The 13,689-nt window shown below is 72.4% G+C and carries 11 protein-coding genes; 6 read left to right on the forward strand and 5 right to left on the reverse strand.

Annotated features, from left to right (window positions below; all coding sequences use genetic code 11):
• Nucleotides 1-4: 4 nt before the first annotated feature.
• Both OG295_RS14770 and OG295_RS14775 read right to left on the reverse strand, forming a co-directional pair.
• Nucleotides 5-1,159 carry an acyl-CoA dehydrogenase gene (locus OG295_RS14770; RefSeq protein WP_371677303.1) on the reverse strand — a complete coding sequence of 385 codons (1,155 nt, stop codon included), beginning with the start codon at nt 1,157-1,159 and terminating at the stop codon, nt 5-7.
• On the reverse strand, nt 1,159-2,346 hold the full coding sequence (locus OG295_RS14775) for an amidohydrolase family protein (protein ID WP_371677304.1): 1,188 nt from the start codon (nt 2,344-2,346) through the stop codon (nt 1,159-1,161). The genes OG295_RS14770 and OG295_RS14775 overlap by 1 nt, the downstream gene beginning before the upstream one ends.
• Nucleotides 2,347-2,500: 154 nt before the next feature.
• Between OG295_RS14775 and OG295_RS14780 the strand changes: the two genes are divergently transcribed.
• The 5 genes from OG295_RS14780 (at nt 2,501) to OG295_RS14800 (ending at nt 10,035) form a co-directional block, all read left to right on the forward strand.
• Entirely contained in the window at nt 2,501-4,054 is a 1,554-nt protein-coding gene (locus OG295_RS14780) for an AMP-binding protein (protein WP_371677305.1), read from the forward strand.
• Between the two features lie 329 nt (nt 4,055-4,383).
• Nucleotides 4,384-4,647: a hypothetical protein gene (locus OG295_RS14785; protein WP_371677306.1), complete on the forward strand. Its 264-nt coding sequence runs from the start codon at nt 4,384-4,386 to the stop codon at nt 4,645-4,647.
• Nucleotides 4,648-4,832: 185 nt separating this feature from the next.
• On the forward strand, nt 4,833-6,461 hold the full coding sequence (locus OG295_RS14790) for a CHAP domain-containing protein (protein ID WP_371677307.1): 1,629 nt from the start codon (nt 4,833-4,835) through the stop codon (nt 6,459-6,461).
• A gap of 191 nt (nt 6,462-6,652) precedes the next feature.
• Nucleotides 6,653-7,909, forward strand: a complete 1,257-nt coding sequence (locus OG295_RS14795; protein ID WP_371677308.1) for a transglycosylase family protein — start codon at nt 6,653-6,655, stop codon at nt 7,907-7,909.
• Between the two features lie 674 nt (nt 7,910-8,583).
• Nucleotides 8,584-10,035 (forward strand): CHAP domain-containing protein, encoded by a 1,452-nt coding sequence (locus OG295_RS14800; RefSeq protein ID WP_371677309.1) that lies wholly within the window; start codon nt 8,584-8,586, stop codon nt 10,033-10,035.
• A 29-nt stretch (nt 10,036-10,064) separates the two neighbouring features.
• Here OG295_RS14800 and OG295_RS14805 read toward each other — a convergent pair whose 3' ends face one another.
• Both OG295_RS14805 and OG295_RS14810 read right to left on the reverse strand, forming a co-directional pair.
• On the reverse strand, nt 10,065-11,327 hold the full coding sequence (locus tag OG295_RS14805; protein WP_371677310.1) for a zf-HC2 domain-containing protein: 1,263 nt from the start codon (nt 11,325-11,327) through the stop codon (nt 10,065-10,067).
• On the reverse strand, nt 11,327-11,887 hold the full coding sequence (locus OG295_RS14810; protein ID WP_371677311.1) for a sigma factor: 561 nt from the start codon (nt 11,885-11,887) through the stop codon (nt 11,327-11,329). The genes OG295_RS14805 and OG295_RS14810 overlap by 1 nt, the downstream gene beginning before the upstream one ends.
• A 267-nt stretch (nt 11,888-12,154) precedes the next feature.
• Here OG295_RS14810 and OG295_RS14815 point away from each other — a divergent pair, with 267 nt between their 5' ends.
• Nucleotides 12,155-12,676, forward strand: coding sequence for an EF-hand domain-containing protein (locus OG295_RS14815; protein ID WP_371677312.1), 522 nt, complete (start codon nt 12,155-12,157; stop codon nt 12,674-12,676).
• Nucleotides 12,677-12,797: 121 nt separating this feature from the next.
• Here OG295_RS14815 and purU read toward each other — a convergent pair whose 3' ends face one another.
• Nucleotides 12,798-13,676, reverse strand: a complete 879-nt coding sequence (gene purU / locus OG295_RS14820) for a formyltetrahydrofolate deformylase (RefSeq protein WP_371677313.1) — start codon at nt 13,674-13,676, stop codon at nt 12,798-12,800.
• Nucleotides 13,677-13,689: the final 13 nt, after the last annotated feature.

Genomic DNA, 13,689 nt, shown 5'->3' on the forward strand with positions numbered 1-13,689 from the left:
GCGCTCACCGCCCCTTCGGAAGGCCGAGGATCCGCTCGGCGACGATGTTCCGCTGGATCTGCGAGGTGCCCGCCGCGATCGTGTACGAGAGGGACGAGAGCCGGTCCAGGGTCCACTCCTCCTCCAGCGAGAGGGAGTCCGCGCCCAGCACCTCCGCGGCCGCGTCGTAGAGCTCCTGGCGGGCGTGGGAGTACGCCAGCTTGAAGACGCTGCCGCCCGTGCCGGGGACGCCGCCGGAGCGCTGCGCCTCGCTGACGTTCCACTGCGTCAGCCGCCACAGGGCCCCGAACTCCCCGTTGAGCCTGCCGAGGGTGCGCCGCAGCACGGGGTCGTCCCAGCGGCCGTTCGCCTTCGCGGTACGGGCCAGCAGCGCCAGGGTGCGCCGGCAGGCGACGACCTCGCCGACGAAGGCGGTGCCCCGTTCGAAGGAGAGGGTCACCATCGTCACGCGCCAGCCGTCGTTCTCCTCCCCGACCCGGTTGGCGACCGGGATCCGCACCTCGTCGAGGAACACCTCCGCGAACTCGGCCGACCCGGCGAGGGTGCGCAGCGGCCGGACCGTGATCCCGGGCGCGTCCATCGGCATGGCCAGCCAGGAGATCCCGCGGTGCTTGGGGGCCTGCGGGTCCGTGCGCACCAGCAGCTCGCACCAGTCGGCGACCTCCGCGTGCGAGGTCCAGATCTTCGATCCGGTGACGACGTACGCGTCCCCGTCGCGCACCGCCCGCGTGCGCAGGGAGGCCAGGTCGGAGCCGGCGCCGGGCTCGCTGAAGCCCTGGCACCACACCTCGTCGCCGCGCAGGACGGGCGGCAGCCAGCGGGCCCGCTGCCCGGCGGTGCCCTCGGCGGCGATGGTCGGTCCGGCGTGCAGCAGGCCGACGAAGTTCGCGCCGACGTAGGGTGCGCCGGCGCGTTCGGTCTCCTCCAGGAAGATCAGGTGCTGGGTCGGGGTGGCGCCGCGCCCGCCGGCGTCGACGGGCCAGTGCAGGCCCGCGTACCCGGCGTCGTGGAGGCGGCGCTGCCAGCCCAGGTCGTAGGCGCGGCGGCCGGGCCAGTCGTCCGGGGAGGGCCTGGCGGGCAGCTCGGGCAGGGTCTTGCCCAGCCACTCGCGCAGCCGGGCCCGGAAGTCCCGTTCCTCCTCGGTGTAGGTGAGGTCCATCAGGTGAGGTCCAGGCCGAGCATGCGGATGGCGTTGCCGCGCATCAGTTTGTGGACGGTCTCGGCGTCGAGGTCCTTCACGTGGTCGAGGGCGACCTCCCTGGTGTGCGGGAAGGTCGAGTCCACGTGCGGGTAGTCGGTCTCGAAGGTGGCGTTGTCGCGGCCGACCACGTCGAGCGAGGCGATCCCGTGCTTGTCGCGGAAGAAGCAGCAGTAGATCTGCCGGTAGTAGTACGTGGACGGCGGCTCGGGGATCAGGTCGCGGACCCCGCCCCAGGCGCGGTGCTCGCGCCAGACGTCGTCGGCGCGTTCGAGGGCGTAGGGGATCCAGCCCATCTGGCCCTCGCTGTAGGCGAGGGTGAGCCGCGGGAACTTCACGAGGACGCCGCTGAAGAGGAAGTCCATCATCGAGGCCATGGCGTTGTTGAAGCTCAGCGAGGCCTGGACGGCGGGCGGGGCGTCCGGGGAGGCCGCGGGCATCTGGGACGAGGACCCGATGTGCATGTTCACCACCGTGCCGGTCTCCTGGCAGACGGCGAAGAAGGGGTCCCAGTAGCCGGAGTGGATGGACGGCAGCCCCAGGTGGGTGGGGATCTCGGAGAAGGTCACCGCGCGGACGCCGCGGGCGGCGTTGCGGCGGATCTCGGCGACGGCCAGGTCGATGTCCCAGAGCGGGATGATGCAGAGCGGGATGAGGCGGCCGCCGCTGTCGCCGCACCACTCCTCGACCATCCAGTCGTTGTAGGCGCGCACGCAGGCGAGGGCGACCTCCTTGTCGTGGGCCTCCGCGAAGGTCTGGCCGCAGAAGCGCGGGAAGGTCGGGAAGCAGAGCGAGGCCTCGACGTGGTTGAGGTCCATGTCGGCGAGGCGCGCCTTGGGGTCCCAGCAGCCGCGCCGCATCTCCTCGCGGGTGATGCCCTCCAGGGTCATGTCGTCCCGGTCGAAGCCCACGGCGGCGATGTTGCGCTTGTACGGGAACTTCAGGTCCTCGTAGATCCACCAGTCGGTCGGCGGGCCGTCGGGGTCCATGGAGATGACGTACTTGCCGCCGGTGTAGACGAGCTCGCCGATGCCCGCCGTGAGGGCCTTGGGGCCGCGGTCCCGGTACTTGGCCGGCAGCCACACGTCGAACAGGTGGGCCGGTTCGATGACGTGGTCGTCGACGCTGATGATCCGAGGCAGTTCCATGGTCTCCCCAATCCGATCTGATGGATCGTCAGAAACAAGCTAGCCCCGCCACCCCTGGACCGACAAGCGTCCGAGGCCTACGCTCTGCGCTTGATCTGACTATCCGTCAGACTCCTTGCCCACCGTCCACTGCCACGCCCAGGGGAGGTCCGGGATGACGGACACCGTGACGGATCCGAGCAGCAGCGCCACCCTGTGGGACCTGGTCTCCCGGCGGGCCGCCCGCACCCCGGACGCACCCGTCCTCATCGAGGCCGCCGACGACCCCGCCGACGACCGCGTCCTGACCTTCGGCGCGCTGCGCGAGCGCGCCGAACGCGCCGCGGCCGGCCTGTACGGCCTGGGGGTGCGCCCCGGCACGGTCGTCGCCTGGCAGCTGCCCACCCGTATCGAGACGGTGTTGCTCTCGCTCGCCCTGGCCCGGCTCGGCGCCGTCCAGTCGCCGGTGATCCCCTTCTACCGCGACCGCGAGGTGGGCTTCGCGCTGCGCGAGGCCAAGGCCGAGTTCTTCGCCGTGCCCGGCACCTGGCGCGGCTTCGACCACAGCGCGATGGCCGCCCGGATCGGCGCCCGCGGGGTCTTCGAGGCCTACGGCTCCCTCCCCGACGGCGACCCCGCCGTCCTGCCCCCGCCGCCGGCCGACGGGACCTCCGTACGGTGGATCTACTGGACCTCCGGCACCACCTCCGACCCCAAGGGCGTCCTGCACACCGACCGCTCGCTCATCGCGGGCGGCACCTGCCTCGCCGACGCGCTGCGGCTGACCCCCGCCGACGTCGGCTCGATCGCGTTCCCGTACGCGCACATAGGCGGCCCCGACTACCTGGTGATGCTGCTGCTGTACGGGTTCCCCGCGGTGCTCTTCGAGAAGTTCGCGCTGCCCGACGCACTGGACGGGTACCGGCGCCACGGCGTCACCGTCGCGGGGGGCTCCACCGCCTTCTACTCCCTGTTCCTGGCCGAACAGCGCAAGGACCCGGGGACGCGGCTCATCCCCACCCTGCGCCTGCTGGCCGGCGGCGGCGCCCCCAAGCCCCCGGAGATCTACCACGCGGTGGTGCGCGAGCTGGGCTGCCAGCTCACCCACGGGTACGGCATGACCGAGGTCCCGATGATCACCATGGGCTCCCCGGACGACACCCCGGAGAACCTCGCCACCACCGAGGGCCGCCCCCCGCGCGCGATGTCCGTCCGCATCACCACCCCGGACGGCGCACCCCTGCCCGCGGGAACCGACGGAGAGGTGCGGCTGCGCGGCGAGGCCGTCTGCCGGGGCTACCTGGGCCGCGAGGACTCCGCGGAGTCCTTCGACGCCGACGGCTACCTGATCACCGGCGACCTCGGCCACCTCACCGCCGACGGCCACCTGGTCCTCACGGGCCGCAGCAAGGACGTGATCATCCGCAAGGGCGAGAACATCTCGGCGAAGGAGATCGAGGACCTCCTGCACCTGCTCCCGGCCGTGGGTGACGTCGCCGTCATCGGCCTCCCCGACCCCGAGCGCGGAGAGCGCGTCTGCGCCGTGATCGAGCAGCCCCCGGGGGCGGCACCCCTGACCCTGCCCCAGCTGACGGCCCACCTCCGGGCCCAGGGCCTGTCCCCGCACAAGCTCCCCGAGCAGCTGGAACTGGTCGACGCGCTGCCCCGCAACGACGCCCTGCGCAAGGTCCTCAAGTACCGGCTGCGGGAACGCTACGCGCGCCCCTGACGAGCCCCCGGCCGGGCCCCCTGACGGGTTCCCGGCCGGGTCTTCCGCCGGCCCTGCTGACACCAAAGTGCCAGGCCCTTTGGTGCCGGTCGAAAGGCCTTCCCCGGGGCTTCCGGGCCCAGCAGGATAGTGATCACCGGAACGGCGGCGGGAAACGAAGACCCGAAGCCGAGGCCCACGAAGGCCGGCCACCCGCCTCCGGGAAATCCATCCACCCACACGTCGGAAGCCCCGGGGCACAGCCATGTCGAAAACCGCTCGCACACACACCAGCAACCCCGCCGCCGGCGACGTCATCGGCTGGGACTGACCCCGTGCTCCTCGTCCGCATGCCCCTCCACAGCGACACCGGGGCACCGGGAACCGAGAGCGGAGCGAGCCTCCTCCAGGACGCCCTCTGGGCCCACGCCGCCCCCCACCACGCACTCGAACACGCCCGGGTCCGCCCCGCACCCCACGGCCTGCACGTCGCACTGTTCGTCCGCGCCGAGAACACCGCCGCCGCCACCGCGAAGGCCCACGACCTCCTCACCCTCGCCCTCGCCACCGGCGCCGCCCGCGGCTACACCCCGGACCCACTGATCCACCACTGAACCACCGCCACACCGCCACACCGCCACACCGACGCACCACCCGACGGCCGCGACCGACCGCTGTTCCTGCAGGGCAGCTGTCCACCGGCACCGGTGCGCCCCACTTCTTCGGCCTGCATCAGGCCTGCCCGCGGAAACCCCGCGCGGCCCCCACGCCTTCCCTTCACGCCCACAGGAGCTCAGCCATGTCCCGGAACCTCAAGGCCACCGCCATCCGCGTCGCCTCCGCCTCCGCCCTCGCCGCGACCGCCGCCACGATGGTCTTCGTCTCCCCGGCCAGCGCCTCGCCGCTGAGCGACGGCATCTCCGCGACGGCCCGCGCCGAGCAGGGCAACGGCGCCTGTGCCCACGGCGGTTACGTGGGTGGCTCCGAGCAGAACAGCAGCTGCAGCGGCGGTCAGAGAACCCACGCCTGGTGCGCCGACTTCGCCGGCTGGGTCTGGGCCCGCAACGGGGTCACCGGCCTCTCCACGCTGTCCGACATGGCCGACAGCTTCTACGACTACGGCGTCAAGTACGGCACCCTGTCCAACCAGCCGCACGTCGGTGACGCCGTCGTCTACAACCACGGCGGCAGCTACTCGGACGACCACGTGGCCATCGTCACCGGGATCTCCGGCAACTCCGTCACCATCACCGGCGGCAACCAGGGCGGCTTCCCCGGCATCGTCAGCACCCACAGCACCACCGACTGGAGCGTGGGCTCCTCCCCGTGGGGCCAGCGCATCAGCGGCTACATCTCGCCGGCCGGCACCACCAACCCCCAGTTCCCGAACCCGTCCTCGCTGCCCGCCGGAACGCTCGTGAAGTCGCCCAACGGCCCCGACGTCAAGGTGATGATCGACGGAGCGGGCGTCCCGGTCGCCGGCTCCGACGTCACCCCCGACAAGTACGACCTCAGCAAGATCGTGCTGATCGACGACCAGGCCTTCCGTTCGCTGGCGAGCGCCCCGCCCACCGGCACGGTCGTCCACGACCAGGCCGGCGGCAACGCCCGCTACGTGATCATCGACGGCGCGGCCCTCCAGATCGGCGCGGCGGACTGGACCGCCGGCGGCTACAACATCCGTCCCGACATGGGCGTGCCGACCGCCTGGCTGCAGGGCGCCGCCCAGCGCAAGGTGGCGACCGGCATCGTCGTGATGGACCAGAGCGGCAAGGACCCGGCCCGCTACGTGATGGTGGACGGCGCGGCCCTGCACATCTCCGCCGCCGAGTGGACCGCCGACGGCTACAACGAGCAGATGCTGATGGGCGTCCCCGGCGAGTGGCTCAAGGGCGCCGCCGCCAAGGCTCCGGGCAACGGCACCGTGATCATGAACCAGTCGGGTGCGGACAACAACCGCTACGTCCTCGTCAACGGCACGGCCCTGCACATCTCGGCGGCCGAGTGGACCGCCAACGGCTATGACAAGCGCTCCCTGATGGGCGTCCCCGGCGAGTGGCTGACCGCCGCCGTCGGCAAGCAGCTCGCCAACGGCACGGTCGTCAAGGACGCCTCGGGCAAGGACTCCACGGTCTACGTGATGGCCGGCGGCAAGGCCGTCTCCCTCACCTACGCCGACTTCACCGGCCTCGGCTACGACAAGCGCCCGCTGGAGGGCCTGCCCGCCGAGTGGCTGACCGCCGCCGCCGCGAAGGCCGTACCCGCCGACGGCACGATGCTCCTCGCCCAGGGCAACAACACCGTCTGGCAGGTCACCGGCGGCAAGAAGCGCGCCATGACCGCCGACGAGTTCGGCGCCGGCAAGGCCAGCTTCGACGACGTGGTCAGCGTCCCGGCCGCCCTCATCAGCGCCCTGCCGACCGCCTGACCCACCGGGTCGGCACCGCCCGACCCACTCGGCCGGCGCTGCCCGAGCACCGCCTGAGCACCGCCCACACGAGCCGCCCGGTCCCCACCGGCCGGGCGGCTCGGGCCCGCTCCGCCCGGCAGCCGCCTTCGCCGCCCGCCGCCCCGCCGCCCCGCCGCCCCGCCGCTTCCAGACACCCCGAGGACACCGTCATGAGCTCCGCCGCCCGCAAGAAGTCCGTACTCGCCGTCACCGCCACCGCCCTCCTCGCCATCGCCGCCCCGCTCGCCGCGGGCAGCACCGCCTCCGCCGCCTCCGTCTCCACCTGGGACAAGGTCGCCCAGTGCGAGGCCAGCGGGAACTGGTCGATCAACACCGGCAACGGCTACTACGGCGGACTCCAGATATCGATGTCGACCTGGCGGGCCTTCGGCGGCACCCAGTACGCCTCCCGCCCGGACCTCGCGAACAAGCAGCAGCAGATCCTGACGGGCGAGAAGATCCTCGCGGGCCAGGGCCAGGGCGCCTGGCCGTCGTGCGGCCCCGCCGCCGGCCTCGGCGCCGACCACGCCGACCCGTACCCGTCGGCCCCCTCCTACCCGAACCCGGCCTCGCTGCCGGTCGGCACGCTCGTGAAGTCCCCGAAGGGCGCGGCCGTGAAGGTGATGATCGACGGAGCGGGCGTCCCGGTCGCCGGCTCCGACGTCACCCCCGACAAGTACGACCTCAGCAAGATCGTGCTGATCGACGACGCCGCGTTCAACGGCCTGCCGAGCGCCCCGCCGGCCGGCACCGTGGTCCACGACCAGGCCGGCGGAGCCAACCGGTACGTGGTCATCGACGGCGCCGCCCTGCCGATCTCCGCCTCCGACTGGACGGCCGACGGCTACAACGTCCGCCCCGACATGGGGGTTCCGACCTCCTGGCTGCAGGGCGCCGTCCAGCGCACCCTGTCGAACGGCCGCGTCGTCATGGACCAGACCGGCAACGACCCGGCCCGCTACGTGATGGTCAACGGCACGGCCCTGCACATCTCCGCCGCCGAGTGGACCGCCAACGGCTACGACCAGCGCTCCCTGCTCGGCGTCCCGACCAGCTGGCTCGCCGGCTCCGCGGCCCGCCAGGTCCCCAACGGCACCATCGTCAAGGACGCCTCGGGCAAGGACTCCACGGTCTACGTGATGGCCGGCGGCAAGGCCGTCTCCCTCACCTACGCCGACTTCACCGGCCTCGGCTACGACAAGCGCCCGCTGGAGGGCGTCCCCGGCACCTGGCTGACCGACGCCGCGGCCAAGACCGCTCCCGCCGACGGCACGATGCTCCTCGCCCAGGGCAACAACACCGTCTGGCAGGTCACCGGCGGCAAGAAGCGCGCCATGACCGCCGACGAGTTCGGCGCCGGCAAGGCCAGCTTCGACGACGTGGTCAGCGTCCCGGCCGCCCTCGTCAGCGCCCTGCCGACCGCCTGACCCACCCGGCCTCGAAGGTCCGGTCGCCGCGCCCCACGGGAAGCGGTGACCGGGCCTTCGGCGTTCCGGAGCCCGGACGAGCCCCTGAATCCGGACCCCTCAAGTACCGCTCATGAACACGCTGTTCGAGCTCCAGACAGACCCCCGGCCGGGTCTTCCGCCGGCCCTGCTGACACCAAAGTGCCAGGCCCTTTGGTGCCGGTCGAAAGGCCTTTCCCGGGGCTTCCGGGCCCAGCAGGATAGTGATCACCGGAACGGCGGCGGAAACGAAAACCCGAAGCCGAGGCCCACGAAGGCCGGCCACCCGCCTCCGGGAAATCCATCCGCCCACACGTCGGAAGCCCCGGGGCACAGCCGTGTCGAAAACCGCTCGCACACACACCAGCAACCCCGCCGCCGGCGACGTCATCGGCTACACCCCGGACCCACTGATCCACCACTGAACCACCGCCACGGCCCCGGGCCGTGCGCTCCGGCCGCCGGCCGTCCGACCGCTGTTCCTGCAGGGCAGCCGTCACCACCGGCGACCAGGCCACCGCGCCGTCCGCCCCCCACCCGGGCTCCGGACGAGAACGCGAACCGGCCCACACCACTTGGCAACACCCGCAGCACCCTTCGTCCTTCTTCCCCGGCCCTGACGCCTCGGGCCGCCCTGTCCTCACGGAGACACCACCATGACCGCGCGTCGCTCCTCCCGCATGCTCACCGTCGCCCTCACCACCTTCGTCGCCGCGCCGATGCTGGCCGTCGCCCTGCCCGCCGTCTCGGCGCAGGCCGAGTCCCAGACCGTCGCCTCCATCGCCCGTGGCCAGGTCGGCGGCACGTGCGGCGACTACAACTGCCAGTACCCCGGCGCCTGGTGCGCCGAGTTCACCCGCTGGGTGTGGAACAAGGCCGGCGCGAACACCTCCGGCATCAGCGCGGCGGCCGTCAGCATCTACCAGTACGGCAAGAACAAGGGGACGCTCCACGGCAGCCCGCAGGTCGGCGACGCGGTCCTCTACGACAAGGACGGCAGCCTGAACGACGGCGACGCCGACCACGTCAACATCGTCGTCGCGGTAGACGGGGACAACATCCAGACCGTCGGCGGCAACGAGAGCGGCGGCGTGCGCTTCCGCAGCTGGTTCAACTGGAAGACCAACTCCAGCCCGGTGGGCGCCGGCCGGGCCCTGGCCTTCGTCGGCCCGTCCGGTCTGGCCGAGACCCCCACCGCCCCGGTCAGCAAGGCCGGTGACATCTTCCACGCCACGCGTCTGGTCGACGGCAGCTGGGAGGGCTTCGCCCCGCTGAACGGCGCCAACGGCGCGTCCTTCTTCAACGCCTCGCAGGAATCGATCGCGGCGACCCCCGACGGCTCCACCCAGACCCTGGCCACCGGAAACGACGGCAACCTCTACCACACCATCCGCTACGCGGACCGTACCTGGCAGGGCTGGGGCAAGGTCGACGGCTACGGCGGCGGCGCCGGCTTCGCCGCCAGGGACCAGGCCATCGCCGGCATGTCGAACGGCGACGCCCAGGTCATGGCCATCGGAAACGACGGCAAGATCTACCAGAACGCCCGCTTCCAGAACGGCACCTGGCAGGGCTGGTCCCCCGTCGGCAACTGGCAGGCCAAGAAGATCGCCGTCGCCGGACTCCCCGACGGCAGCACCCAGACCCTCATCATCGGCAACGACGGCAACCTCTACCACGCCATCCGCTCCACCGACGGCACCTGGACCGGCTGGAACGCCGTCGACGGCATCGGCGACGCCACCTTCCAGGCCGGCAACATCGCCATCGCCGCCCTCCCCAACGGCGACACCCAGGTCCTCGCCACCGGCAACGACGGCCTCGTCTACCACAACATCCGCAACGCCAACGGCACCTGGCAGGGCTGGAACAAGGTCGACGGCTACGGCGGCGCCCCCGGCTTCGCCGCCAGCAGCCTCGCCATCACCGGCATGCCCAACGGCGACACCCAGATGCTCGCCGTCGGCAACGACGGCAAGACCTACCACGCCGCCCGCTACGCCAACGGCGGCTGGCAGGGCTGGTGGGCCACCGGAATGGGCGCCCAGAAGGTCGCCATCGCCGGCCTCACCGACGGCAGCGCCCAGATGCTCGCCACCCGCAACTGATCACCGCACCACCCCGTACGCGCGTGCCGCTACAGCCGGCTCAGCGAAGCCGCCGCGAACAGGACGTCGCGGATCGCCTCGCGGTCGCCGGTCTGCCCGACGGCGGCGTCCTCCGGGGAGATGTGCCCGGCAGCGAGCTGGCAGAACTCGACGCCGTCCAGCGCGACCTCCGCCACCGTGTGCTCCCGCGACGGCTTCGCCGCCGGGGAGTCCAGGGCGATGTCCCAGGAGCCGCCGCCCGCCCCCTCGATCTCCAGGTGCAGGGTCCGCCCCGGAGCGCCCGCCGCGACCAGGCCGCGCGGCGGCGCCGCCAGTCCCGAGCGGCGCCGGCCCGCCAGGGCGCCGGGGAGCAGCCGCGCCGCGAGGTCGATCATGCGGTGCAGGTGCGGCCCCGACGGCAGCCCGTACGGGTAGTCCACGGCCTCGGCGATGTCCGAGGCGTGCACCCAGCACTCGAAGGCCCGCTCCAGGAACGCGTCGGCCAGCGGCAGCGCGAAGGCCCCGTAGTCGACGGCGAGTTCGGCGGCGCCCCGGCCCGCGAAGGAGACCGTACGGACCAGGGTGTGGCCCTGCTCCCGCCAGGGATCGCGGACCGCTCCGGTGCCCGGATGGGCGCCGGAGCTCCAGAAGTGCTCCGTGCGCCCCTCGGGTCCGCCCGGGGGTGCGTGCGGCCCCAGCGGATCGTCGAGGCCGAGGGCGGCGGCGACGAGGCCGTCCACCGTCAGCAGGTGGCCGATCACCCCGGACACGGTGGTCCGGCGGGTGCGGCGGCGCTCCTCCTCGAACCACTTCAGCCGGACCGGGGTGTCCCACTCCGCCTCGCCGAAGTCCCTCAGCAGCGCGTCGAGGCGTGCCGTCTCGGTGTCGTACGGGCCCGCCCACACCGGTACCGGGATGCGTGCGGGGCGCTTGCCCAGGCAGTCCTCCAGCACGCGCGAGCGCAGCAGCGGCTTGAGGTCGAGGGTGTCCTCGGGGTGCAGCAGCCCCACGGCGTCCCGCAGCCGCAGCGCCTCCTCCGCGCAGGGCGCGCACTCGGTGAGGTGGTCCTCCACGGCCTGGGTCTCCTCGGCGGAGCAGGCGGCGAGCGCCCACGCCCCGAGCAGGGACTTCAGTACGCCGTGCGGGGGCGGCGGCGCGGGCACGGACGTCGTGGTCGGCGCCGGCGCGGCCTCGGGAGCGGGGGCCGGCGGTTCGAGGTCGTCTCCGGCGGGGCGCGGTCCCGGTATCCGCGCCGCGCGGCCCGCGGCGTACTCGTGGGCGTCGTCGGGGGTGTCTTCGGAGGGGCCGGTCATCAGGTGGTTCCGTATCCGCGAGGGGCAGGGTCCTCCCGGGGGAGGACGTTGGCGGTCGACAGCAGCTGGAGGCCGAGCCGCAGCCGGCGGCGCGCCTCGTCCTCGCTGATCTGCAGGTCGGCGGCGGCCTGCCGGTAGTCGCGCCGCTTGAAGTAGGCGAGTTCCAGGGCGGCCCGCAGCGGCGCGGGCATGGAGGTGACGATGTAGTCGGCGCGGGCGGCGGCGTTGGCGCTGCGCACCTTCTGCTCCAGCTCCTCGTGGGAGCCGCGGCCGAACTCGACCTGGCGCAGCCGGGCGACGGCCTGGCCCTGGGTGATCCGGGCGACCCAGGAGCGCATGGAGCCCTGCTTGGGGTCGTAGGCGTCGGGGTTCTCCCAGATGTAGCCGAAGACCTCGCGGGTGATCCGGTCCGCGGCCTTCTCGTCGCCGAGCACCCGGTGCGCCAGGCCGTGCACGAGGGAGGCGAAGCGGTCGTAGAGCTCGCCGAGCGCGGCGGCCTCACCGCGGGCGAGGCGCTGTTGCATGCGACGGTCCCAGCGCGGTGGAACGTCCTTCGCCATGCTTCCTCCCGCCGTGTGCCGACCCGTCAAATGTAGTGCGCAACCGATGGAACGCGCCTGTTTTGGGGGAACCCCGTCCGTGGACCGCGGCCCACGTGCTAGGGGCGCTGTGGGCACTGGTGTACGCGCCCTGCCGCGCTCCCCGTGCGCGGGTTCGATGCGGCCACCTCCTTGACCGCTTCGCTTAACGCTCAGGCCACCGAGGCCTTACGCTCCTGCCTGTCTTGAACTGCACTCCCTCGCACACGTGAAGGCGGAACTCCGCATATGGACAGCGCAGAATACGAGCGCAAGATCGCCGCCCGATTCGCCACTTTCGACCAGGACGGATCCGGCTACATCGATCGGGAGGACTTCAGTACGGCGGCCAGGGCCGTACTGGCCGAATTCGGCACCACCGCGCGGTCGGACAAGGGACAGGCCGTCTTCAACGGCGCGGAGGCGTTCTGGCAGGGAATGGCCGGGATCGCCGACGTGGACGGGGACCAGCGGGTCTCCCGGGAGGAGTTCGTCACCGGGGCGGCGAAGCGGCTGCGGGACAGCCCCGACCGGTTCGCGGAGATCGCGCGCCCGTTCCTGGCCGCGGTGATCGCCGTGGCGGACGAGGAGGGCACGGGCGCCGCGACGCCGGCGGCCGCGGCCCGGGTCCTGCGGGTGCTCGGCACCGCGCCGGACCTGGCCGGCCCGCTGGCGCGGGCACTGGACGCGGACGGCGACGGCCGGATCTCCGAGGACGAGATCCTGGCGGCCTTCGCGGGCTACTGCGGGGTGGAGGCACCCGACGCGTGACACCGCGCGGCGGGCCGGGCGGACGACGCCCGGCCCCCGCGGGTGCGCCGGAGCGACGGCGGGCCGGTCCGGGGCGCGCGGCCGGCCGGGACCGCGCGGCCCGGCGCCGCCGGGCCGGGGCTCAGGCGAAGACGACGGTGCGGCTGCCGTTCAGCAGGACGCGGTGCTCGCTGTGCCACTTCACCGCACGGGCGAGCGCCTGGCACTCCACGTCGCGGCCGATGGCGACCAGCTGGTCGGGGGTGACCTCGTGGCCGACGCGCTCGACCTCCTGCTCGATGATCGGGCCCTCGTCGAGGTCGGCGGTCACGTAGTGCGCGGTGGCGCCGATGAGCTTCACGCCACGGGCGTGCGCCTGGTGGTAGGGCTTGGCGCCCTTGAAGCTCGGCAGGAAGGAGTGGTGGATGTTGATGATCCGCCCGCTCAGCTCCTTGCACAGGGTGTCGGACAGCACCTGCATGTAGCGGGCGAGGACGACGAGCTGGACGTCCTGCGCGCGGACCAGTTCCAGCAGCTGCGCCTCGGCGTCCGCCTTGGTGTCCTTGGTGACCGGGATGTGCACGAAGGGCACGTCGTACGAGCCGACCAGCTCGGCGAAGTCGGTGTGGTTCGAGACCACGGCCGCGATCTCCACGGGCAGCGCGCCGATCCGCGAGCGGAACAGCAGGTCGTTCAGGCAGTGGCCGAACTTCGACACCATGAGGACGATCCGCATGCGCTCGTCGGAGCGGTGGATCTGCCAGTCCATGCGGAAGGAGTCGCCGATCGCGGCGAAGCTCGCGCGCAGCTTCTCGACGGTGACCGCAGACTCGGCCTCGAAGTGCACCCGCATGAAGAAGAGCCCGGTCTCCCGGTCTCCGAACTGCTGGCTGTCCACGATGTTGCAGCCGGTCATGAAGAGGTAACTCGACACGGCGTGCACGATGCCCTGCTTGTCGGGGCAGGACACGGTCAGGACGTACTGGGGCTGGGCAGTGGCCTCGGGGTGCGGGTCGCTCATGACGGCATAGCCT

The organism is Streptomyces sp. NBC_01276 (genome assembly GCF_041435355.1).
In the GTDB taxonomy this organism is placed as follows: Bacteria; Actinomycetota; Actinomycetes; order Streptomycetales; family Streptomycetaceae; genus Streptomyces.

What these genes read in the sequence shown, in the direction of transcription:
- OG295_RS14770 (WP_371677303.1), bottom strand. Translation starts at nt 1,159, where the DNA reads ATGGACCTCACCTACACCGAGGAGGAACGGGACTTCCGGGCCCGGCTG.
- OG295_RS14775 (WP_371677304.1), bottom strand. Translation starts at nt 2,346, where the DNA reads ATGGAACTGCCTCGGATCATCAGCGTCGACGACCACGTCATCGAACCG.
- OG295_RS14780 (WP_371677305.1), top strand. Translation starts at nt 2,501, where the DNA reads ATGACGGACACCGTGACGGATCCGAGCAGCAGCGCCACCCTGTGGGAC.
- OG295_RS14785 (WP_371677306.1), top strand. Translation starts at nt 4,384, where the DNA reads ATGCCCCTCCACAGCGACACCGGGGCACCGGGAACCGAGAGCGGAGCG.
- OG295_RS14790 (WP_371677307.1), top strand. Translation starts at nt 4,833, where the DNA reads ATGTCCCGGAACCTCAAGGCCACCGCCATCCGCGTCGCCTCCGCCTCC.
- OG295_RS14795 (WP_371677308.1), top strand. Translation starts at nt 6,653, where the DNA reads ATGAGCTCCGCCGCCCGCAAGAAGTCCGTACTCGCCGTCACCGCCACC.
- OG295_RS14800 (WP_371677309.1), top strand. Translation starts at nt 8,584, where the DNA reads ATGACCGCGCGTCGCTCCTCCCGCATGCTCACCGTCGCCCTCACCACC.
- OG295_RS14805 (WP_371677310.1), bottom strand. Translation starts at nt 11,327, where the DNA reads ATGACCGGCCCCTCCGAAGACACCCCCGACGACGCCCACGAGTACGCC.
- OG295_RS14810 (WP_371677311.1), bottom strand. Translation starts at nt 11,887, where the DNA reads ATGGCGAAGGACGTTCCACCGCGCTGGGACCGTCGCATGCAACAGCGC.
- OG295_RS14815 (WP_371677312.1), top strand. Translation starts at nt 12,155, where the DNA reads ATGGACAGCGCAGAATACGAGCGCAAGATCGCCGCCCGATTCGCCACT.
- purU (WP_371677313.1), bottom strand. Translation starts at nt 13,676, where the DNA reads ATGAGCGACCCGCACCCCGAGGCCACTGCCCAGCCCCAGTACGTCCTG.